Origin of the sequence: Pseudomonas sp. B15(2017) (assembly GCF_002113215.1) — a bacterium.
GTDB lineage: Bacteria > Pseudomonadota > Gammaproteobacteria > Pseudomonadales > Pseudomonadaceae > Aquipseudomonas.
On record NZ_NEJZ01000003.1, the window covers coordinates 442,353 to 465,029 of the forward strand.

Here is a 22,677-nt window from a genome sequence, read left to right on the forward strand (position 1 = left end):
TCGTCGCGTTCGCGTGGGGAGCACTCGAGCCTTTAAACGCGGTGTTTAAATTCCTAAAGGGTATTAGAAAAGAAGACATCAATTCTTTTCGGATTCATGACGAACTCATGAAACTGCATGGACCAAAAACCGGAGATTAGACTATGGTCGTAGACACACATGGTTACGATTGACTTGTGGGTCACGCTCTGGCGCTAATCGCTAACCTTGGGACTCGGGCGTCGATCCGGGCCGGGAAAACAAGAATTAGAAACGAGAGGAGCTTGACAATGAATAAGTCCACCTTGGCCGTGGCTGTGGCCTTTGGGGTATTGGCGCAGCAGGCAGGTGCCGCGGGTTTCATCGAAGACAGCAAGGCTTCCCTGAGCTCCCGCACCATGTACTACAACAACGATAACCGTGATGGCGGCGCCGATCAGAAAGAGACCGCGCAGGGCTTCAAGTTCGATTACCTCTCCGGTTTCACTCAGGGCACGGTCGGGTTTGGTCTGGATGTGCAGGCGATCAGCGGCATTCACCTGGATGGTGGACGTGGGCACCACCCGGACAGCAACACGTTCTCCCCAAGTGATTCCGACGGCTCGGCAACACATTCCTGGAGCCGCATAGCGGGTAACGTCAAGGCACGTCTGTCCAAGACCGAAGCTCACTTGGGTGGTGCTCTGCAACCTAACTTGCCGATTCTGGTCGCGAACGATAGCCGCCTGCTGCCTCAAACCTTCGAGGGTGGCACGGTCACCTCCAAGGAAATCGACAACGTCACCTTCAACGCCGGTCAGCTCGAGCATGCAGTGGGTCGTGCCTCGACAAACAGCACTGGCCTGGCAGTGGCTGGTGGTACGCAGGACAGCAATCAGTTCCGCTATGCAGGCGCCGACTGGAAGGTCACCAAAGACCTGACCCTGCAGTACTACCACTCCAACCTGCAGGATTATTACAAGCAGAACTTCTTCGGCCTGGTGCATGTTCTTCCGATCGGCACCAACCAGTCGTTCAAGACCGATATCCGCTATTTTGACAGCAGCTCCGATGGCAAGAACGGGGAAGCAGGCTACCGCTTCAATAACAACGGTGGTTATGCCAGGAACCCGGGCGAGGTCGATAACAAGACCTGGAGCGCCATGTTCACATACACCTTGGGTGGCAACGCGTTCTTGCTCGGCCATCAACGCGTCAACGATGACGGTGGTTTCGTCTACTTGAACCAAGGCAACGTGGTGGATGGCAACGGTCGTCCTGAAGGTGCCGGTGGAACCAGTTTCTATTTGTTCACTGACGCCATGGTTAACGGTTTTGTCCGTGCCGGTGAAAACACTACCTTCGGACAGTATTCCTATGACTTCGCAGGTCTGGGCGTACCGGGCCTCAAAGCCTCGATCGCTTATCTGCATGGCGAAAACATCAAGGCAACGAACGGTACCGGTAGCGACATGTCCGAGTGGGAGCGAGACATGCGTATTGATTACACCGTTCAAGAGGGCGTACTCAAAGGCTTCGGCGTGACACTGCGCAATGGTGTTTATCGTGGCAGCCAGATCAATATTGCCGATCAGGATCAGACCCGTCTGATCTTCAACTACACCTATAGCTTCCTGTAAAAAATGCTGAAAAAGACCTTGCCGCTCGGCAAGGTTTTTTTTGCCTTTTATTCCATATTCCTGAATGTTACTTATTGAGTGTTTTTTATTCTTTTTGTGTTTTTCGGCGTCAGTCTAGAGTAGACCGTCCGATGTCCGGAATGCGCTGCGGTGTTTTGGCATTTTTGTCCCTCGACAATCTAAAGGGTTCAGGAATCGGCGTTTGAGCCGATACCTCGATTCTGTCGCGCGTTTGTATATGTCTCGACGTTCTTAAAAAGAGTGGAACAATTCTTTTCGAGATTATGACGAGGTATGCTTCCGCGGCTTTGACGGGGCTAAGAGATCCGCAGCGTTAGGTGTTCCAGGTTTTCGGGCAATTGATCCGGAGCCGACAGCAAAAAAAAGCAAAAGAAATAGAAACGAGAGGAGCGAAACATGAACAAGTCCACCTTGGCCCTGGCCGTGGCCGTAGGGGTTTTGGCGCAGCAGGCAGGCGCCGCCGGTTTCATCGAAGACAGCAAGGCCACCCTGGGGCTGCGTAACTTCTACATCAACACTGACAACCGCGACAGCGCTGCCAAAACCGCCTCCGGCGTGCAGAGCAAGAACGAAGAATGGGGCCAAGGCTTCGATCTGCGTTTCATCTCCGGTTACACCCAAGGCACCGTAGGCTTCGGTATTGATGCTATCGGCCTGCTGGGCGTTCGTCTGGATTCGGGTGGCGGCACTAACGGCGCCACTGGCGCTTCTTACGGCGGCACCGTGTTCCCAAGCAAGTCCAACGGTGAAGCGGTTGATAATTTCTCCAGCCTGGGCCTGACTGCCAAGGCCAAGATCTCCCAGACCGAACTGAAGCTGGGTACTCTGCAGCCGAAGAACCCGGTTATCGTGACCAACGATGGCCGTCTGCTGCCACAAACCTGGCAGGGCGGTCAGATCACTTCCGGCGAGATCAAGGACCTGACTTTGGTCGCTGGTCAAATCGAAGCTGTGAAAGGTCGTAACTCCAGCAACAACGAGAACCTGTCCATCGGCGGTGCGAATGCTCGCGTAGCCAACAGCAACAAGTTCTACTACGCCGGTGGTGACTACAAGATCACCAAAGACCTGACTGCCCAGTACTACTACGGCAACCTGGAAGACTTCTACAAGCAACACTTCCTGGGTCTGGTTCACAACTGGGCAATCGGCCCGGGCGTGCTGAAGTCTGACTTCCGTTACTTCCACAGCAGCGACGATGGCGCCAACAACAACACCGCGGCCTACTTCGGCAACGGTAACTATGTTGGCAACGTCAGCGGCAAAGGCCCGATCGACAACAACCTGTACAGCGGCCTGTTCCTGTACACCGTTGAGGGTCACACTTTTGGTGGCGGCTACCAGGTTTCCAACGGCAGCTCCGACTTCCCTTGGCTGAACCAGGGCGACGGTTCGTCGAACTACACCATCACCGACATGCAGATCCAGAAGTTCGGTCGTGCCGGCGAGAAAACCTGGCAAGCTCGCTACTCGTATGACTTCGCCAAAGTCGGCCTGCCAGGCCTGACTGCCGGTGTGGTTTACCTGCGCGGTGACGACATCGACACCGTAGGCTCCAACCGTCGGGAGAACGGTACCGGTGCTTCCGAGTGGGAACGCGACCTGACTGTTGGTTACGTGGTACCAGAAGGCCCGCTGAAAAACCTGGGTCTGATGTGGAAAAACGCTACCTGGCGCAACGACATTCCAGGTCAGCGTGACCAGGACGAAAACCGCCTGATCGTCAGCTACTCGATCCCGCTGCTGTAATAGCGCGCTCCTGCACTGATGTAAAAAGCCCGATGTAAAAAAGCCCCGTCCGGCATCGCGCCGGACGGGGCTTTTGCGTTTCGGGTCCGGCTCACCCCCGTAAGCCTTTCCCGATGTTCCCCTCTTTACAGCAACTCAAGGCCTTCTCGAACCTTGTGGGCGATGTTCGTCGCGATGCTGCGGGGCGTCCAGTGAACAGATGTTTAATATTCAATAACGATATAAATATCTCGTTATTTATTCTTTTTCAGAAGAACAAATCCCGAGCTACAGTTGAGGTCTCCAACAACTCATCAGGAGCCGCACCATGAGCCTCAGACTTGGCGATATCGCCCCCGATTTCGAACAGGATTCCAGCGCCGGCAAGATTCGTTTCCACGAATGGCTGGGCGATAGCTGGGGCGTGCTGTTTTCTCACCCGGCGGACTTCACCCCGGTCTGCACCACCGAGTTGGGCTTCACTGCCAAGCTCAAGGATGAGTTCAGCAAACGTGGCGTGAAAGCCATTGCGCTGTCGGTCGATCCGGTGGATTCGCACCACAAGTGGATCGAAGACATCAACGAAACCCAGAACACCATCGTCAACTTCCCGATCCTGGCCGACGCCGATCGCAAGGTCTCCGATCTGTACGATCTGATCCATCCGAACGCCAACGACACCCTGACCGTGCGTTCGCTGTTCGTGATCGATCCGAACAAGAAGATCCGCCTGACCATCACCTACCCGGCGAGCACCGGGCGCAACTTCCACGAGATTCTGCGGGTGATCGATTCGCTGCAGCTCACCGACAACTACAAGGTGGCCACCCCGGCCAACTGGCAGGACGGGCAAGACGTGGTGATCGTGCCGTCGCTCAAGGACGAAGACGAAATCAAGCAACGCTTTCCGAAGGGCTACCGCGCGGTGAAACCGTATCTGCGCCTGACCCCACAGCCGAACAAGTGATCTGACCGGGCACACCTCGTTGCAGATCGTTCCCACGCTCCGCGTGGGAATGCCGCCCGTGACGCTCTGCGTCACAGTGGACGCGGAGCGTCCATGGATTCATTCCCACGCAGAGCGTGGGAACGATCATCAGTGCTAGGGAGCGATTAGTACGAACACGATGCAGGGTTTCAGGCCGTTTTCACGGCCTGTTTTTTTGCCCGCAGGAAAGTGAAATACATATCTCTTTAGAGAATAACCAAATGAATAAATATGATTTATGGATATATAAATGAGCTGGTAAGGTCACTGTCATTGAAGCGAGACCGCAACCCGCGAATCGCCTGTAACGCGCAAGGAATCTTCTGAATGCTGGTCGTCTCACTCGGTGGCAGTCCCAGTCAACGTTCCCGCTCCGGGGTGTTGCTGGAGCGCTCGCAACGCTGGTTGCAGCAGCAAGGGGTGGAAGTGGTGAGTTATCAGGTGCGGGACTTTCCGGCTGAAGACCTGCTCCACGCCCGCTTCGACAGCCCGAAGGTGCTCCACCTGCTGCAACAGATTGAAAACGCCGATGGCCTGCTGATCGCCACGCCGGTGTACAAGGCGTCGTTTTCCGGCGCTCTGAAGACCGTGCTGGATCTGCTGCCCGAACGTGCGCTGAACCACAAGATTGTTTTGCCGATGGCCACCGGCGGCAGCATCGCCCACATGCTGGTGGTCGATTACGCCCTCAAACCTGTGCTGTCGGCATTGAAAGCCCAGGAAATGCTGCAAGGTATTTTTGCCGAGGACAGCCAGATCGCCTACGGCGAGGGCAGTGCCCAGGCGCAGCTGGCACCGGCGCTGGAGCAGCGGTTGCATGAAGCGCTGGACCAGTTTGTCAGCGCCATGGCCCGTCGGCCGAAGCCACTGGAGCCGGGGTTGTTGAACGAACGTTTGTTGAGTGCTCGCTGGAGCATTTGAGCCACATCGAAATTTGAAGTACTGGCCTTACTCGCCCGCCAACGGGCAAGCAGGTGCAGCCAAAACCCAACAGCAAAAAAGGAGAGCGCTATGCGCACTGTATTTTTGCGTCGTGGTCTGGTCGCTCTGTTTGCTGCGGCTGTGTCCTTCGGCGCCATCACTCAAGCTCAAGCCGAGACGCTAAGAATCGGTTATCAGAAGTACGGCACCCTGGTGCTGCTCAAAGCCAAGGGCACCCTGGAAAAACGCCTCGCCGCCCAAGGCGTCGACGTGCAATGGACTGAATTCCCCGGCGGCCCGCAATTGCTGGAAGGCCTGAACGTCGGCTCGATCGACTTCGGTGTCACCGGCGAAACCCCACCGGTCTTCGCCCAGGCAGCCGGTGCCGACCTGCTCTACGTCGCCTACGAGCCACCAGCGCCGAACAGCGAAGCGATCCTCGTGCCGAAAGATTCGCCGATCAAATCGGTGGCGGATCTCAAGGGCAGGAAAGTCGCCCTGAACAAAGGCTCCAACGTTCACTACCTGCTGGTGCGTGCGCTGGAAGACGCCGGCCTCAAGTACACCGACATTCAAACCGTATTCCTGCCGCCGGCCGATGCCCGCGCCGCGTTCGAACGTGGCAGCGTCGACGCCTGGGTCATCTGGGACCCCTACCAGGCTGCCGCCGAGAAACAGCTGCAAGCGCACACCCTGCGTGACGGCAAAGGCATCGTCGACAACCACCAGTTCTACCTGGCGACCAAACCCTATGCACAGAAAAATCCCGAGGTGATCAAGACCCTCGTGGACGAAGTGCGCGCCGTCGGCGAGTGGTCCAAAGCCAACCCGCAAGACGTCACCCAACAGGTGTCGCCGCTGCTCGGCCTGCCGGCAGACATCACCCTGACCTCGGTGAAACGCCAGGGCTATGGCGCGCTGTTCCTGACCCCGGAAGTGGTCGCCGCACAACAGAAAATCGCCGACACCTTCTACCAGCTCAAGCTGATTCCCAAGCCGCTGAGCATCAAGGACGTGATCTGGACCCCACCGGCCGCTGTGGCCCAAAGCTCGGCCACCCAGGCCCAGTAATTCGAATCCCCAAGGAGACCACTCCATGAGCCTCAACATCTTCTGGTTCCTGCCGACCCACGGCGACGGCCATTACCTTGGCACCGCCGAAGGCGCCCGCGCCGTCGACCACGGTTATCTGCAACAGGTCGCGCAAGCGGCGGATCGACTGGGTTTCGGCGGCGTGCTGATTCCCACCGGCCGTTCCTGCGAGGACTCGTGGCTGGTGGCGGCCTCGCTGATCCCGGTGACCCAGCGTCTGAAATTCCTCGTCGCCCTGCGCCCCGGGATCATTTCCCCGACGGTGGCGGCGCGTCAGGCCGCGACCCTGGATCGTCTGTCCGGCGGCCGTGCACTGTTCAACCTGGTGACCGGTGGCGATCCGGAAGAGTTGGCGGGTGACGGTCTGTTCCTCGATCACGAAGCGCGCTATCAGGCCTCGGTGGAATTCACCCGGATCTGGCGCCGTGTGCTGGAGGGCGAAACCGTGGATTACGACGGCGAGCACATCAGCGTGAAGGGCGCCAAATTGCTCTATCCGCCGATCCAGCAACCGCGTCCGCCACTGTACTTTGGCGGCTCGTCGGAAGCCGCGCAGGATCTGGCCGCCGAGCAAGTGGAAATGGTGCTGACCTGGGGCGAGCCGCCCGCGGCAGTCGCCGAGAAGATCGAACAGGTTCGCGCCAAGGCTGCCAAGCTCGGCCGCACCGTACGCTTCGGCATCCGGCTGCATGTGATCGTGCGGGAAACCAACGCCGAAGCCTGGCAAGCGGCGGATCGTCTGATTTCTCATCTGGACGACGACACCATCAAGCGTGCCCAGGCCTCGCTGGCGCGGTTCGATTCGGTCGGTCAGCAACGCATGGCCGCGCTGCACGGCGGCAGCCGCGACAACCTCGAAGTCAGCCCGAACCTGTGGGCCGGCGTCGGTCTGGTGCGCGGCGGTGCCGGTACGGCGCTGGTCGGCGACGGCCCGACCGTGGCGGCACGGGTGAAGGAATACGCGGATCTGGGCATCGATACCTTCATCTTCTCCGGTTATCCACACCTCGAAGAATCCTATCGCGTGGCCGAGCTGTTGTTTCCGCACCTCGACGTCGAGCGCCCGGAACTGCCGAAAAGCGCCGGTTACGTCAGCCCGTTCGGCGAGATGGTGGCCAACGACATTCTTCCCAAAGCCGCGTCCCAGAGCTGAGGCGCTGCCATGAAGAAATTTATCCACAGCCTCGCGCCCTGGGCGTTGCCGGTGTTGTTGCTGGGGGTGTGGCAGTTGTCGGTGTCGGCCGGTTGGTTGTCGACGCGGATTCTGCCGGCACCGGTGGCGGTGATCGAAGCCGGCGTGAGTCTGGTGCGCAGCGGCGAAATCTGGACGCACCTGGCAATCAGCGGCTGGCGCGCCGCGCTGGGCTTCACCATCGGTGGCAGCATCGGCCTGGTGCTGGGGTTCATCACCGGTCTGTCGAAGTGGGGCGAGCGTCTGCTCGACAGCTCGGTGCAGATGATCCGCAACGTGCCGCACCTGGCGCTGATTCCGCTGGTGATTCTGTGGTTCGGCATCGACGAGTCGGCGAAGATTTTTCTGGTGGCGTTGGGCACGTTGTTCCCGATCTACCTCAACACCTATCACGGCATCCGCAACGTCGATCCGGCGCTGGTGGAGATGGCGCGCAGTTATGGCCTGTCCGGTTTCAGCCTGTTCTGGCAGGTGATTCTGCCGGGCGCGCTGCCTTCGATTCTGGTCGGTGTGCGCTTCGCCCTTGGCTTCATGTGGCTGACGCTGATTGTGGCGGAAACCATTTCTGCCAGTTCCGGCATCGGTTACCTGGCGATGAACGCCCGGGAGTTTTTGCAGACCGACGTGGTGGTGCTGGCGATTCTGCTGTACGCGGTGCTCGGCAAGCTGGCCGATCTCGCGGCCCGGGGACTTGAGCGCGTCTGGCTGCGCTGGCATCCGGCCTATCAAGTGGCCAAAGGAGGTGCGGCATGACGGCTCAACAACCTCCACGCCTGCTGCGCGGGATTCCGCTGGTGGTTAGCAACCTGCAGAAGACCTTCGGCGCGCGGCAGGTGCTGCGAGACATCGATCTGCACATTCCGGCGGGGCAGTTCGTCGCTGTGGTCGGGCGCAGCGGATGCGGCAAAAGCACCTTGCTGCGCTTGCTGGCCGGCCTCGATCAACCCACCGGCGGCGATCTGCTGGCGGGTGCTGCACCGCTCAGCGATGCCCGGGATGACACCCGGCTGATGTTCCAGGAAGCGCGGCTGCTGCCGTGGAAAAAGATCATCGACAACGTCGGTCTCGGCCTCAAGGGCGACTGGCGCCCGCAGGCCTTGCAGGCGCTGGATGCAGTCGGTCTTGCCGATCGCGCCAATGAGTGGCCGGCGGCGCTGTCCGGCGGGCAGAAGCAGCGCGTGGCGCTGGCTCGGGCGCTGATTCATCAACCGCGTCTGTTGCTGCTCGACGAGCCGCTGGGTGCGCTGGATGCGCTGACCCGGATCGAGATGCAGCAACTGATCGAACGTCTCTGGCAACAACATGGTTTCACCGTGTTGCTGGTGACCCACGACGTCAGCGAAGCGGTGGCGATTGCCGACCGGGTGATTCTGATCGAGGACGGCGAAATCGGTCTCGATCTGCCAATAGAGCTGCCGCGCCCTCGGGTACGAGGCTCACATCGCCTGGCCGCGCTGGAAACCGAAGTACTCAATCGTGTGTTGTCCCTGCCCGGCGAGCCGCCGGCGCCGGAACCCGTTTCACCCTTGCCGACGCAACTGCGTTGGGCTCAATAACTCAAGCAAACGACAGGAATCAATGCCATGACTATCAAAGCCATCAACGTACGCAACCAGTTCAAAGGCTCGATCAAGGAGATCGTTCTCGGCGACGTGCTGTCGGAAATCGACGTGCAGACCGCTTCCGGCATCGTCACGTCGGTGATCACCACCCGTTCGGTCAAGGAACTGGAGCTGGAGGTCGGCAGCGAAGTGATCGCCTTCGTGAAATCCACCGAGGTGTCCATCGCCAAGTTGTAAGTCTGTGAGTAAAAAACAACCCCGAAGGGTGTGAGCCCTTCGGGGTTTTTTATGGTCAGTGCGGTCGAGTGATCGTTCCCACGCTCCGCGTGGGAATGCAGCCCGTGGCGCTCCGCGTCACTGGACGCGGAGCGTCCCCAGAGGCATTCCCACGCAGAGCGTGGGAACGATCATGTCTCAGCGTTTGGGCAGATAGGGCGGCAGATACAGCCCGATATAGGCATCGAACACCCGCATCCCTTCTTCGGCCATGCGCGGGGTGATCTGCCCATGCTGCTGCACCGAACGGGCGTAGACGCGGTCGCCCAGTTCCATGGCCAGCGCGAACACATCCACGTCATCCGGCAGGCGCGGCAGTTCGAAGTGATGATCGAACAGCTTGTGCATCAGGTCGCCGAGTTCGAGGTCGTGCTGGCGGTCGGCCTGGGTGACTTCGGTCAGACCGTGTTGCGCGAGGATCAGTTGCCGGGCGGCGGCATCCTCGCCGTAGATCTGCAGCATCCGCTCTTCGACCAGCCGCGACAGGTCACGCCAGTTGCGCAGGGCGGCGTGGTCGATCGGCGCTTGCAGGCAGGCGCGGAAGGCTGCGTGCACGTCCGCCGTCAGGGCTTCAAGCAGCGCCGGGACGCTGGCGAAGAAGTGGTAGACCGAGGAGGGCGGAATCTGCGCGCGCTCGGCCACGCTGTAGATCGACAGGCTCGCCACGCCCTCGGCGGCCAGCAGCGTGCGTGCGGCGTCGAGTATCGAATCGATCCGCGCCTGACTGCGGGCACGGGGTTTGCGGACGGGGGCGGGACGCGTCATGAAAGTCTCCTGCGGGGCAGCGGGCATTGTACGCAGAGCTTGAATCTCTGCCACAGAGGCCAATAAAAAAACGCCGCTGGCTGAGAAGCCAACGGCGTTTTCGTTTGCTGCAATCCGCTTAAACGGTGTGCAGGTACCAGTTGTACTCGAGGTCGGAGATGGAGTGTTCGAACTCCTCCAGCTCGCTCTCTTTACAGGCGACGAAGATATCGATGTATTTCGGATCGATGTACCTGGCCATCACCTCGCTGTCGTCCAGCTCGCGCAGGGCATCGCGCAAGTTGTTCGGCAGGCTCTGCTCGTTCTGCTCGTAGCTGTTGCCTTCGGTCGGGGCCGGTGGCTCGATCTTGTTGGTCAGACCGTGGTGCACGCCCGCCAGCACCGATGCCATCAGCAGGTACGGGTTGGCGTCGGCGCCGGCCACGCGGTGTTCCAGACGGACCGCGTCGGCGGAGCCGGTCGGTACGCGCAGGGCCACGGTGCGGTTGTCCAGGCCCCAGCTCGGCGAGTTGGGCACGTAGAACTGTGCGCCGAAACGACGGTAGGAGTTGACGTTCGGGCAGAGGAAAGCCATCTGCGCGGGCAGGGTCTCGAGCACACCGCCGATCGCGTGACGCAGCGCGGCGTTCTGCTCGGGATCCTCGCTGGCAAAAATGTTTTTGCCTTGTTTGTCGAGAACCGAAATGTGGACGTGCAGACCGTTGCCTGCCTGGCCCGGGTACGGCTTGGCCATGAAAGTGGTGTCCATTTCATGGTCGTAGGCGATGTTCTTGATCAGACGCTTGAGCAGGACTGCGTAGTCGCACGCCTTGATCGGGTCGGCGACGTGGTGCAGGTTCACTTCGAACTGCGCCGGGGCACTTTCCTTGACGATGGCGTCAGCCGGGATGCCTTGCTCTTTGGCACCTTCCAGAATGTCCTGGAGGCAGTCGACGTACTCGTCGAGGTCGTCGATCAGGTAGACCTGGGTCGAGTGCGGACGTTTGCCGGAGATCGGCGAGCGTGGCGGCTGAGGGCGGCCGTTCACGTTTTCCTGGTCGATCAGGTAGAACTCGAGTTCGAATGCGGCGCAGATGGTCAGGCCAAGCTCGTCAAACTTTGCAACAACTTGACGGAGCACTTCGCGCGGATCGGCGAAGAAAGGGTCACCTTCGAGTTCGTGCATGGTCATCAACAGTTGCGCGGTCGGGCGCTTCTGCCATGGCTCGTTGCACAGGGTATCGGGGATTGGATAGCAGATACGGTCGGCGTCGCCGATGTCCAGGCCCAGACCGGTGCTTTCCACCGTCGAACCATTGATATCCAGAGCAAATAGAGAGGCCGGCAGGTTGATGCCTTTCTCGTAAACCTTGTGGAGGCTGGTGCGTTCGATGCGCTTGCCGCGCACCACACCATTCATATCCGCAATCAGAAGGTCAACGTACAGAACCTCAGGATGTTCCTTAAGGAACGCGTTCGCTTCGTTAAGCTGAACGGCACGCGGGGGTACCGACATGATGCAACACCTTTGTTGTTAAAAATATCAATCATTGATCTTTTCTGGTTTCAGTCAACCCGAACGGCCTGCCGAAGTCAAGCGAGGCCTTTTCTGCCCTGAAAAAGCGCCACGAGGGCATTTATGGGGCACTTTGGGGCATTTTTTTATCCGTGAAGGACGCGCCACCCGCAGGCTTGAGCAGGCCGTGTTGTATTTTTTACGGGGGTGTTGTGTAAAAAAATGAACAAGGCTAAGCTCGGGTCAAACCCATAACAGCAATAATACCGGGGTGCTTCATGTCTCGCCTGCCGTTAATCGGCGTCACCGACTGCTCTTTGCAGTCCGGTCTGCATGCTTATCACATCAGTGGCGACACGTCCGTCCGCAGCGCGGCCCGCAAGGCCTGCAACGTGCCAGCGATCTCCCTGCCCATGGCAGATCGAGCGGCAGCGTCCGATATTCCGGACGTGTGCGAGGGCATCCTCTTTAACGGTTCTACTTTCAATATAGATCTCTTTCCCGCTCCCGGCCTGCATCGCGTCCGTCGCCGTGCCCGTGATTCTGCACACCCGGAATGTGCACAGGAAATGCAACACCAGCGTAAAGGGCAGGTAAGCTCCTCCTTCATTGTCTATGCGCGGTGCCAGGCGTAAGCCGGCACTGCGCGCGAGCAAGGCCCTTTAACGCGACGCCTGGTGCGTCAAACATTGCCTGACATCTGTCAGGAGACTCAGCCCAGAGGCATTTATGAGTAACAACCTCGACCAGCTCACCGATTGGTTGAAAGACCACAAGATCACAGAAGTCGAATGCATGATCGGCGACTTGACCGGCATCACCCGGGGCAAGATCTCGCCGACCAACAAGTTCATCGCCGAAAAAGGCATGCGTCTGCCAGAGAGCGTTCTGTTGCAGACCGTGACCGGCGACTACGTCGAAGACGACATCTATTACGAACTGCTCGACCCGGCCGACATCGACATGATCTGCCGTCCCGACCAGAACGCCGTGTACCTGGTGCCATGGGCCATCGAGCCGACCGCCCAGGTGATCCACGACACCTACGACAAGCAAGGCAACCCGATCGAGCTGTCGCCGCGCAACGTCCTCAAAAAAGTCCTGAAACTCTATGCCGACAAGGGCTGGCAGCCGATCGTGGCGCCGGAAATGGAGTTCTACCTGACCAAGCGCAGCGACGACCCGGACTATCCGTTGCAGCCGCCGGTCGGCCGTTCCGGACGTCCGGAGATCGGTCGCCAGTCGTTCTCCATCGAAGCGGCGAACGAATTCGATCCGCTGTTCGAAGACGTCTACGACTGGTGCGAATTGCAGGAGCTGGACCTCGATACGCTGATCCACGAGGACGGTACGGCGCAGATGGAAATCAACTTCCGTCACGGCGATGCGTTGTCGCTGGCCGACCAGATTCTTGTGTTCAAGCGCACCATGCGTGAGGCCGCGCTGAAGCACAACGTGGCCGCGACCTTCATGGCCAAGCCGATGACCGGCGAGCCGGGCAGTGCGATGCACCTGCACCAGAGCATCGTCGACATCGAGACCGGCAAGAACGTGTTCTCCAATGACGACGGCACCATGAGCCAGCTGTTCCTGCACCACATCGGTGGCTTGCAGAAGCTGATCCCTGAATTGCTGCCGCTGTTCGCTCCGAACGTCAACTCGTTCCGCCGCTTCTTGCCGGACACCTCGGCGCCGGTGAACGTGGAGTGGGGCGAAGAAAACCGCACCGTGGGCCTGCGCGTCCCGGACGCCGGCCCGCAGAACCGTCGGGTGGAAAACCGTCTGCCGGGCGCGGACGCCAACCCGTACCTGGCGATTGCCGCAAGCCTGCTCTGCGGCTACATCGGCATGGTCGAAGGCATCAACCCGAGCGCGCCAGTCGTGGGCCGTGGTTACGAGCGCCGCAACCTGCGCCTGCCGCTGACCATCGAGGACGCCCTGGAGCGCATGGAAAACAGCGCGACCATCGAGAAATATCTGGGCAAGACCTTTATCACCGGCTACGTCGCGGTCAAGCGGGCCGAGCATGAAAACTTCAAGCGCGTGATCAGTTCCTGGGAGCGTGAATACCTGCTCTTCGCCGTCTGATACGCCGGGCGCGGTGGCCAGCCGCCGCGCCTTCACCGATAACAAGGAGAATTGGCATGACCAGCAACAACCCGCAAACCCGTGAGTGGCAAGCCCTCAGCAGCGATCACCACCTGGCCCCTTTCAGCGACTTCAAGCAGCTGAAAGAAAAGGGTCCACGGATCATCACCAACGCCAAGGGCGTGTACCTGTGGGACAGCGAGGGCAACAAGATCCTCGATGGCATGGCGGGTCTGTGGTGTGTGGCGATCGGTTATGGACGCGATGAGCTGGCCGATGCGGCCGCCAGACAAATGCGCGAACTGCCTTACTACAACCTGTTCTTCCAGACCGCGCACCCGCCGGCGCTGGAACTGGCCAAGGCCATCGCCGACGTGGCGCCGGAAGGCATGAACCACGTGTTCTTCACCGGTTCCGGCTCCGAAGGCAACGACACCATGCTGCGCATGGTTCGCCACTACTGGGCGATCAAGGGCCAGCCGAACAAGAAAGTCATCATCAGCCGCAAGAACGGCTACCACGGCTCCACCGTGGCCGGCGCGAGCCTGGGCGGCATGACCTACATGCATGAACAGGGCGACTTGCCGATTCCGGGCATCGTCCACATCGCCCAGCCGTACTGGTTTGCCGAAGGCGGCGACATGACCCCGGAAGAGTTCGGGATCTGGGCGGCCAATCAGCTGGAAGAGAAGATTCTCGAAGTCGGCGTGGACAACGTCGGTGCCTTCATTGCCGAGCCGATCCAGGGCGCCGGCGGCGTGATCATTCCGCCAGACACCTACTGGCCGCGCATCAAGGAAATCCTCGCCAAGTACGACATCCTGTTCGTGGCTGACGAAGTGATCTGCGGTTTCGGCCGTACCGGCGAATGGTTCGGCAGTGATTTCTACGACCTCAAGCCGCACATGATGACCATCGCCAAAGGCCTGACGTCCGGCTACATCCCGATGGGTGGCCTGATCGTGCGTGACGAAGTGGTGGCGGTGCTCAACGAGGGCGGCGATTTCAACCACGGCTTCACTTACTCCGGTCACCCGGTGGCGGCGGCGGTGGGTCTGGAAAACATCCGGATTCTGCGCGAAGAGAAAATCATCGAACGCGCCCACGAAGAAACGGCACCGTATTTGCAGAAACGTCTGCGCGAACTGAACGATCACCCGTTGGTGGGTGAAGTGCGCGGGGTCGGTCTGCTGGGGGCCATCGAGCTGGTGCAGGACAAGGCCACTCGCAAGCGTTACGAAGGCAAGGGTGTGGGCATGATCTGCCGCCAGTTCTGCTTCGACAACGGGCTGATCATGCGTGCCGTGGGCGACACCATGATCATCGCGCCGCCGCTGGTGATCAGCAAGGCGGAGATCGACGAGCTGGTTACAAAGGCACGCAAGTGCCTGGATCTGACCCTGAGTGCGTTGCAGGGCTAAGTGCTAGGCTCAGAGCGATGGAGCTGTTGCGAAGTCGCTCGGAACTGTCAGAAAGGCTGGTCTTTTCTTGAAAGACCGCCTCGGATCTTGCCAGACTAGTCGCGGTTCCAGTTGTCCGGGTTCGGCCGCTGAACAAAGTGGTTCAAAAAAGAAAATTTGGAGCATTAACGCATGAAGGCATTAGGCAAAAAGCTCGCTGGCAAGACTCTGCTCGCCATGTCCCTGATGGGCGTGATGGCGGGTGCGGTTCAGGCGGACGACAAGGTGTTGCACGTTTACAACTGGTCCGACTACATCGCGCCGGACACGGTTGCCAATTTCGAAAAAGAGACGGGCATCAAGGTCGTCTATGACGTTTTCGACAGCAACGAAACCCTGGAAGCCAAGCTGCTGGCCGGCAAGTCCGGTTACGACATCGTGGTGCCTTCCAACAACTTCCTGGCCAAGCAGATCAAGGCCGGCGTTTATCAGGAACTGGACAAGTCCAAGCTGACGAACTGGAAGAACCTCGACGAAGACCTGCTCAAGGCCGTTGGCGACGCCAGCGACCCGGGCAACAAGCACGCGTTCCCGTACATGTGGGGTTCGATCGGCATCGGTTACAACCCGGAGAAGGTCAAGGCCGCGCTGGGCATCGACAAGATCGATTCCTGGGACATCGTGTTCAAGCCTGAAAACATCGAGAAGCTGAAAAGCTGCGGCGTGAGCTTCCTCGACGCTCCGACCGAAATGATTCCGGCGGCTTTGCACTACCTGGGCAAACCGACCAACAGCAAAGACAAGGCTGACCTGAAAGCCGCCGAGGACCTGTTCCTCAAAGTGCGTCCTTCGATTGCCTACTTCCACTCCTCGAAGTACATCTCGGACCTGGCCAACGGCAACATCTGCGTGGCGGTCGGTTACTCGGGTGACCTGGAACAATCCAAGACCCGCGCCAAGGAAGCCGGTGACAAGGTCAAACTGGCCTACACCATTCCGAAAGAAGGTGCCGGTACTTTCTACGACATGGTCGCCATTCCCAAGGATGCCGAAAACGTCGAAGCCGCCTACAAGTTCATGAACTACCTGCTCGAGCCGAAAGTGATGGCCGAAATCACCAACGCCGTGCGTTTCCCGAACGGCAACAAGGCGGCCACGGCGCTGGTGGACAAGGAAATCACCAGCGATCCGAGCATCTACCCTTCGGCTGAAGTGAAGAAGCAGCTCTATGCGATCAGCGATCTGGACGCAGCCACCCTGCGTCTGATCACTCGCAGCTGGACCAAGATCAAATCCGGTAAATAAGCCGGTTTGAAGCAGTCATCGCTGGCCGTCGCCTTCATCCGGGCGGCCAGCGGTGCAATTAAATGACAGAAAGTTTTGCTGGAACGGTTTTTCGAAGGTAAGTTGCGCGCCGGTTTTGTTGCCGGGCAACCGTGACTGTCATGCAGCACGGGGCAACTTGGGCCCAACTAAATCAGAGGACCTCCACTTGCCTATTTTTTCTTCTTTGCGCAATGCCTTGCTGGCTGCCGCCGGCCTGACGTTCGCTGTCGGTGCCCAAGCCGCCGGTACTGTGCATATTTATAACTGGTCGGATTACATCGGCGAGACCACTCTGGCCGACTTCCAGAAAGAAACCGGGATCAAACCGGTCTACGACGTGTTCGACTCCAACGAAACCCTGGAAGGCAAGCTGCTCGCCGGGCGGACCGGTTACGACGTGGTCGTGCCGTCGAACCACTTCCTCGGCAAGCAGATCAAGGCGGGCGCGTTCCAGAAGCTCGACAAGGCGCAGTTGCCGAACTATTCCAATCTCGATCCGGTGCTGCTCAAGCGCCTGGAGCAGAACGATCCGGGCAACCTGTACGCTGTGCCGTACCTGTGGGGCACCAACGGCATCGGCTACAACGTCGACAAGGTCAAGGAAGTCCTCGGCGTCGACAAGATCGATTCCTGGAGCGTGCTGTTCGAGCCGGAGAACATCAAGAAGCTGCACAGCTGCGGCGTGGCGTTCCTCGATTCGGCCGATGAAATGATGCCGACCGTGCTCAACTACATGGGCCTGAACGCCAACAGCACCAATCCAAAGGATTACGAGAAGGCCACGGCCAAGTTGCTGGCGGTGCGTCCTTACGTGACCTACTTCCATTCTTCGAAATACATCGGCGACCTGGCCAACGGCGACATCTGCGTGGCCATCGGTTTCTCCGGCGACATTTTCCAGGCGAAGAACCGCGCCGAAGAAGCCAAGAAAGGCGTGAACATCGCCTACTCGATCCCGAAAGAAGGTGGCGCGCTGTGGTTCGACATGCTGGCGATTCCGAAGGATTCGGCCAACGTCAAAGAGGCCCACGCCTTCATCAACTATTTGCTGAAACCTGAGGTGATCGCCCAGGTCAGTGATTACGTCGGTTACGCCAACCCCAACCCGGGTTCGGACAAGCTGATGGAGCAGTCCATCCGCACCGACGAGTCGGTTTATCCACCGCAGGCCGTACTCGACAAGACCTACGTGTCGATCGAGCTGCCGCCGAACATTCAGCGTTTGATGACCCGCAGCTGGACCAAGGTCAAGTCGGGTAAATAGCTTCAACGTACAAACTATCCTGGGTTCGTCTTGCGTGGGCGAACTGCACTCTTTTTTCTGGGAGTTTTGTAAATGGCAGTTGCCTCCGGCGCCTATAAGAAAGCCCTCGAGGGCGATCAGACACCGAAACAGGTGCTGGTCAAAATCGACCGGGTCACGAAGAAGTTCGACGAGACGGTTGCCGTGGACGATGTGTCCCTGGAAATCAAGAAGGGCGAGATCTTCGCCCTGCTCGGCGGTTCGGGATCGGGCAAATCCACTCTGCTGCGGATGCTGGCAGGGTTCGAACGGCCCACGGAGGGGCGCATTTTCCTCGACGGCGTCGACATCACCGACATGCCGCCGTACGAGCGACCGATCAACATGATGTTCCAGTCGTACGCCTTGTTCCCACACATGACCGTGGCGCAGAACATCGCGTTCGGCCTCAAGCAGGACAAGATCCCGGCAGCCGAGATCGACGCCCGCGTGGCCGAGATGCTCAAACTGGTGCAGATGAGCCAGTACGCCAAGCGCAAGCCGCACCAGTTGTCCGGCGGCCAGCGTCAGCGTGTTGCATTGGCGCGTTCGCTGGCCAAGCGGCCGAAACTGCTGCTGCTCGATGAACCGATGGGTGCACTGGACAAGAAACTGCGTTCGCAGATGCAGCTTGAGCTGGTTGAGATCATCGAGCGCGTGGGTGTGACCTGCGTGATGGTGACCCACGACCAGGAAGAGGCCATGACCATGGCCGAGCGCATCGCGATCATGCACCTGGGCTGGATCGCCCAGATCGGCAGCCCGATCGACATTTACGAAACCCCGACCAGCCGTCTGGTCTGCGAATTCATCGGCAACGTGAACATCTTCGAAGGCGAGGTGATCGACGACGCCGAAGGCCACGCGACCATCACCTGCAAGGACCTCGACCGGCAGATCTACGTCGGCCACGGCATCAGCACCTCGGTGCAGGACAAGTCCGTGACCTACGCGATCCGTCCGGAAAAACTGCTGGTCACCGCCGACCAGCCGACCTGCGAGTACAACTGGTCGAGCGGCAAGGTGCATGACATCGCCTACCTCGGCGGTCACTCGGTGTTCTACGTCGAGTTGCCGAGCGGCAAGCTGGTGCAGTCGTTCGTGGCCAACGCCGAGCGCCGTGGCGCACGTCCGACCTGGGGCGATCAGGTCTACGTGTGGTGGGAAGACGACAGCGGCGTGGTACTTCGCTCATGAACATGCGCAAATTCAAACGCCGGCTCAATCGAATAATTCCCGGTGGCCGTCAACTGGTCATCGGGGTCCCGTTCATCTGGCTGTTCCTGTTCTTCATGCTGCCGTTCTTCATCGTCCTGAAGATCAGCTTCGCTGAAGCGGACGTGGCCATCCCGCCGTACACCGAGATCTACACCTACGCCGAACAGAAGCTGCAACTGCTGCTGAACCTGGGCAACTACGCGATGCTCGGCGACGACGAGCTGTACATCGCCGCCTACCTCGGCTCGCTGAAAATGGCGTTTTTCAGCACGTTGCTGTGCCTGTTGATCGGCTACCCCATGGCCTACGCCATCGCCAGCGCCCGCAAGGAAGTGCAAACGGTGCTGGTGCTGCTGATCATGATGCCGACCTGGACCGCGATCCTGATCCGCGTGTATGCGTGGATGGGCATCCTCAGCAACAACGGTCTGCTCAACGGCTTCCTGATGAGCATGGGCTTGATCGACGAGCCGCTGCAGATCCTCAACACCAACCTCGCGGTGTACATCGGCGTCGTCTATTCGTACCTGCCGTTCATGATCCTGCCGCTGTACGCCAACCTGGTGAAGCATGATCCGAGCCTGTTGGAGGCTGCGTCCGACCTGGGTTCGAGCACCTTCAACAGCTTCTGGAAAATCACTGTGCCGTTGTCCAAGAACGGCATCATCGCCGGCTGCATGCTGGTGTTCATCCCGGTGGTGGGCGAGTTCGTGATCCCGGAACTGCTCGGCGGCCCGGAAACCCTGATGATCGGTAAAGTGCTCTGGCAAGAGTTCTTCAACAACCGTGACTGGCCGGTGGCGTCCGCCCTGGCGGTGGTGATGCTGGCGATCCTGATCGTGCCGATCATCCTGTTCAACCGCAGTCAGGCCAAGGAAATGGAGGGTAAAGAATGAAGCGCTTCCGTTTCTCCAGCCTGATGCTGGTGCTCGGCCTGTTGTTCATCTACCTGCCGATGCTGATCCTGGTGATCTACTCGTTCAACGCCTCCAAACTGGTGACGGTCTGGGGCGGCTGGTCGGTGAAGTGGTACGTCGGCCTGCTCGACAACACCCAACTGATGGGCTCGGTGGTGCGTTCGCTGGAAATCGCCTGCTACACCGCGGTTGCCGCCGTGGCGCTGGGTACGCTGGCAGCCTTCGTGCTGACCCGCATCACCCGCTTCAAGGGCCGCACGCTGTTCGGCGGCCTGGTCACCGCGCCGCTGGTCATGCCTGAGGTGATTACCGGTCTGTCGCTGTTGCTGCTGTTCGTGGCGATGGCGCAGATGATCGGCTGGCCCCAGGAGCGCGGCATCGTCACCATCTGGATCGCCCACACCACGTTCTGTGCGGCCTACGTGGCGGTGGTGGTGTCGGCGCGTCTGCGCGAGCTGGACCTGTCGATCGAAGAAGCGGCGATGGACCTCGGTGCGCGTCCGTGGAAGGTGTTCTTCCTGATCACCATCCCGATGATCGCGCCGTCGCTGGCTGCGGGCGGCATGATGTCGTTCGCCCTGTCGCTGGATGACCTGGTATTGGCGAGCTTCGTGTCCGGCCCGGGTTCGACGACCCTGCCGATGGAGGTGTTCTCGGCGGTGCGTCTGGGCGTGAAGCCGGAGATCAACGCCGTGGCCAGCCTGATTCTGCTGGCGGTGTCGCTGGTGACCTTCCTGGTCTGGTTCTTCAGCCGCCGTGCCGAAGAAGCCCGCAAGAAAGCGATCCAGCAAGCCATCGAAGAAGGCGCTGCGGATTCGTGGAAGCAACCGGACGTGCGCCGGGCGCCGACGCCGGAAGCGGCTTGAGCCAGTGGGGTTGATCACAACTCTGTGATCAACCCCAATCCAAACTGTGGGAGCGAGCATGCTCGCGAAAGCGGTGTGTCATTCAACATCCATGTTGGCAGATACGCCCCCTTCGCGAGCAAGCTCGCTCCCACAGTTGGTTTTAGGCCGACCAAGGAGAACTGCGGATGACCTCGACAAAGTTCATCGGCTTGAACCCCGGCATCTGATCTTTCAGCACATCGGTTTTCACGTTGCCGAACGTGGTCTGCGGACGATGACGCAAGCCGTCGGCAAACGCGCAGATGATGCACTCCTTGAAGCCTTCGCCCCGCGGATGCGCATGCACCACTGCCTCGCGCTGCACCGTGGTGAACGCCGCGTAGTCCATGCCCAGCACATCCATCTCGACACCCGCCGTCACCAGCGCCACGGTCGGACGCAAATGCTTCGGCACCCCCGGCGTGGTGTGCAGGGCGATCGACAGCCAGACCTGCTCGATGTCGTCATCGCTCAAGCCGTATGGCTTGAGAAATTCGGCAGCTGCGTTGGCGCCATCGACTTCGAAACGCTCGTCATCGCTGCGGTGACCTTCGACCAGCCCCAGGTCGTGGAACATCGCGCCGACGTACAGCAGCTCCGGATCATAGGCCAGTTGCTTGCGTTCGCCGCTCAAGGCGCCGAACAGAAACACCCGGCGCGAGTGGTGGTAAAGCAGGTCGGATTCGATGTCGCGAATGTATTCGGTGGTGGCCCGGGCGAGGGCGCTGTCGGGGATCCGGATACCGGCGATGGTCGTGGTCATGTTGAGCTTCCTCGTCGAAAACGCCGTCGTGGCGCTGATGGAGAAAGTCTGTTCCCGGGGGCAAAACCGGACAATCGATCCATGGCTGCGATCCTTGCCATTGCACCTGCAAATCGTGCCAGCTCGCTTCTGCGGTGAGGATTGGCTAGGGTTGGCGCTGATCCGTCATTCCCCGGGAGCCCACATCACCATGAACAAAACCGTCGCCATTGTGGTGTTCCCCGGCGTGCAGGCGCTGGACGTCAGCGGGCCGATGGACGTGTTTGCCGAGGCCAACCGCTTCCTGGCACCAGAGGATCATTACCGGCTTGAGGTGATCGGCGTTGAGCGCGGGTCGATGGCGTGTTCCAACGGGCTGACCCTGAGCGCGCATCGGCATTTCAGCGAAGTGCAGGAGGCTTATGACTTGCTGCTGGTGGCGGGCGGGCCACAGTTGCCGTTTCTGGATTTCGGCGAGACGTTCGATGCCTGGCTGCGTGAGGCTTGTGGACGGGCGCGGCGTTTTGGCTCGATCTGCAACGGCGCGTTCATGCTCGCCCGTGCGGGATTGCTGAACGGGCGCACGATCACCACGCACTGGAACGACGCCGAAGCACTGGCGCAGTTGTGTCCGTCGAGCCGGGTCGAGGCGGATCGGTTGTACGTCGAGGATGGCCAGCTCTACACCTCGGCGGGGGTGACGGCGGGGATCGATCTGTCGCTGTACCTGCTGGCGCGTGACTACGGGGCCGAGGTGGCGCTGAGCGTGGCCAAGCGGCTGGTGGTGTTTACCCAGCGCTCGGGCGGGCAGTCGCAGTTCAGCCCGTTTCTCGCGCCCCATGCAGAGCCTACGTCGGCGGTGGCGAGGGTGCAGCTGTATGTGCTGGCCAATCTCACCGGCGACCTGACCATCGCCGACCTGGCGAATGCGGCGAACATGAGTGCGCGGAATTTCTCCCGGGTGTTTGCGAGAGAGGCGAAAGTCACCCCGGCGGAGTTCGTCGAACGGGCTCGGGTGGATGCGGCGCGGGTGATGCTCGAAAGCACCACGGCGCCGCTGAAGACGGTGGCCTATCAATGCGGGTTTCGCGATGCGCAACACATGCGCAGCGTGTTCAACCGGCGGCTGGGGGTGACGCCGCAGCAATTCCGGCTGAATTTTGCGGCGATGGTTTGAGC

At 59.9% G+C, this 22,677-nt stretch carries 21 protein-coding genes; 18 read left to right on the forward strand and 3 right to left on the reverse strand.

Features of this window, described 5'->3' with window-relative positions:
* Positions 1-269: 269 nt before the first annotated feature.
* From CAF73_RS07550 to CAF73_RS07595, 9 genes are all read left to right on the forward strand, one after another.
* A complete protein-coding gene (locus CAF73_RS07550; protein ID WP_085696917.1) occupies positions 270-1,598 on the forward strand; it encodes an OprD family porin in 1,329 nt (442 codons plus the stop codon).
* 417 nt (positions 1,599-2,015) lie between these two features.
* Positions 2,016-3,368: an OprD family porin gene (locus CAF73_RS07555; protein WP_085702365.1), complete on the forward strand. Its 1,353-nt coding sequence runs from the start codon at positions 2,016-2,018 to the stop codon at positions 3,366-3,368.
* Positions 3,369-3,675: 307 nt separating this feature from the next.
* Positions 3,676-4,314 (forward strand): peroxiredoxin, encoded by a 639-nt coding sequence (locus tag CAF73_RS07560; protein WP_085702366.1) that lies wholly within the window; start codon positions 3,676-3,678, stop codon positions 4,312-4,314.
* A gap of 348 nt (positions 4,315-4,662) precedes the next feature.
* Positions 4,663-5,256 carry an NADPH-dependent FMN reductase gene (gene ssuE, locus CAF73_RS07570; RefSeq protein ID WP_085696921.1) on the forward strand — a complete coding sequence of 198 codons (594 nt, stop codon included), beginning with the start codon at positions 4,663-4,665 and terminating at the stop codon, positions 5,254-5,256.
* 90 nt (positions 5,257-5,346) lie between these two features.
* Positions 5,347-6,327, forward strand: a complete 981-nt coding sequence (locus tag CAF73_RS07575) for a sulfonate ABC transporter substrate-binding protein (protein WP_085696922.1) — start codon at positions 5,347-5,349, stop codon at positions 6,325-6,327.
* A 25-nt stretch (positions 6,328-6,352) separates the two neighbouring features.
* The gene (ssuD, locus tag CAF73_RS07580) at positions 6,353-7,501 is read left to right on the forward strand and encodes an FMNH2-dependent alkanesulfonate monooxygenase (protein WP_011336452.1); all 1,149 of its coding nucleotides are present in this window, start codon (positions 6,353-6,355) and stop codon (positions 7,499-7,501) included.
* Between the two features lie 9 nt (positions 7,502-7,510).
* On the forward strand, positions 7,511-8,293 hold the full coding sequence (gene ssuC, locus CAF73_RS07585) for an aliphatic sulfonate ABC transporter permease SsuC (RefSeq protein WP_085702368.1): 783 nt from the start codon (positions 7,511-7,513) through the stop codon (positions 8,291-8,293).
* Entirely contained in the window at positions 8,290-9,096 is an 807-nt protein-coding gene (ssuB, locus tag CAF73_RS07590) for an aliphatic sulfonates ABC transporter ATP-binding protein (RefSeq protein WP_085702369.1), read from the forward strand. The genes ssuC and ssuB overlap by 4 nt, the downstream gene beginning before the upstream one ends.
* A 27-nt stretch (positions 9,097-9,123) precedes the next feature.
* The gene (locus CAF73_RS07595) at positions 9,124-9,339 is read left to right on the forward strand and encodes a molybdopterin-binding protein (RefSeq protein ID WP_065259896.1); all 216 of its coding nucleotides are present in this window, start codon (positions 9,124-9,126) and stop codon (positions 9,337-9,339) included.
* Positions 9,340-9,516: 177 nt separating this feature from the next.
* On the opposite strand, the gene CAF73_RS07600 is transcribed toward CAF73_RS07595, so the two are convergent.
* Together CAF73_RS07600 and CAF73_RS07605 are read right to left on the reverse strand one after the other, a co-directional pair.
* The gene (locus CAF73_RS07600) at positions 9,517-10,143 is read right to left on the reverse strand and encodes a TetR/AcrR family transcriptional regulator (protein WP_085702370.1); all 627 of its coding nucleotides are present in this window, start codon (positions 10,141-10,143) and stop codon (positions 9,517-9,519) included.
* A 118-nt stretch (positions 10,144-10,261) separates the two neighbouring features.
* A complete protein-coding gene (locus CAF73_RS07605) occupies positions 10,262-11,638 on the reverse strand; it encodes a glutamine synthetase family protein (protein ID WP_085702371.1) in 1,377 nt (458 codons plus the stop codon).
* A gap of 278 nt (positions 11,639-11,916) precedes the next feature.
* On the opposite strand from CAF73_RS07605, the gene CAF73_RS30445 reads away from it, so the two are divergent.
* The 8 genes from CAF73_RS30445 (at position 11,917) to CAF73_RS07645 (ending at position 20,735) form a co-directional block, all read left to right on the forward strand.
* On the forward strand, positions 11,917-12,273 hold the full coding sequence (locus CAF73_RS30445) for a gamma-glutamyl-gamma-aminobutyrate hydrolase family protein (RefSeq protein WP_234206126.1): 357 nt from the start codon (positions 11,917-11,919) through the stop codon (positions 12,271-12,273).
* Between the two features lie 94 nt (positions 12,274-12,367).
* Positions 12,368-13,726, forward strand: a complete 1,359-nt coding sequence (locus tag CAF73_RS07615; protein WP_085696928.1) for a glutamine synthetase family protein — start codon at positions 12,368-12,370, stop codon at positions 13,724-13,726.
* Between the two features lie 56 nt (positions 13,727-13,782).
* Entirely contained in the window at positions 13,783-15,147 is a 1,365-nt protein-coding gene (locus CAF73_RS07620; protein ID WP_085696929.1) for an aspartate aminotransferase family protein, read from the forward strand.
* 171 nt (positions 15,148-15,318) lie between these two features.
* Complete coding sequence (locus tag CAF73_RS07625) at positions 15,319-16,431, forward strand: polyamine ABC transporter substrate-binding protein (protein WP_085696930.1); 1,113 nt, start codon at positions 15,319-15,321, stop codon at positions 16,429-16,431.
* 187 nt (positions 16,432-16,618) lie between these two features.
* Positions 16,619-17,716 carry a polyamine ABC transporter substrate-binding protein gene (locus tag CAF73_RS07630; RefSeq protein WP_085696931.1) on the forward strand — a complete coding sequence of 366 codons (1,098 nt, stop codon included), beginning with the start codon at positions 16,619-16,621 and terminating at the stop codon, positions 17,714-17,716.
* Positions 17,717-17,788: 72 nt separating this feature from the next.
* Entirely contained in the window at positions 17,789-18,931 is a 1,143-nt protein-coding gene (locus tag CAF73_RS07635; RefSeq protein WP_085689847.1) for an ABC transporter ATP-binding protein, read from the forward strand.
* A 35-nt stretch (positions 18,932-18,966) separates the two neighbouring features.
* A complete protein-coding gene (locus CAF73_RS07640; RefSeq protein WP_234206559.1) occupies positions 18,967-19,848 on the forward strand; it encodes an ABC transporter permease subunit in 882 nt (293 codons plus the stop codon).
* Positions 19,845-20,735 carry an ABC transporter permease subunit gene (locus CAF73_RS07645; protein WP_085696933.1) on the forward strand — a complete coding sequence of 297 codons (891 nt, stop codon included), beginning with the start codon at positions 19,845-19,847 and terminating at the stop codon, positions 20,733-20,735. Before CAF73_RS07640 ends, CAF73_RS07645 begins: the two co-directional genes overlap by 4 nt.
* Before the next feature lie 142 nt (positions 20,736-20,877).
* Here CAF73_RS07645 and CAF73_RS07650 read toward each other — a convergent pair whose 3' ends face one another.
* Positions 20,878-21,519, reverse strand: a complete 642-nt coding sequence (locus CAF73_RS07650; RefSeq protein WP_085702372.1) for an HD domain-containing protein — start codon at positions 21,517-21,519, stop codon at positions 20,878-20,880.
* Between the two features lie 190 nt (positions 21,520-21,709).
* Between CAF73_RS07650 and CAF73_RS07655 the strand changes: the two genes are divergently transcribed.
* Positions 21,710-22,675 carry a GlxA family transcriptional regulator gene (locus CAF73_RS07655; protein WP_085702390.1) on the forward strand — a complete coding sequence of 322 codons (966 nt, stop codon included), beginning with the start codon at positions 21,710-21,712 and terminating at the stop codon, positions 22,673-22,675.
* Positions 22,676-22,677: the final 2 nt, after the last annotated feature.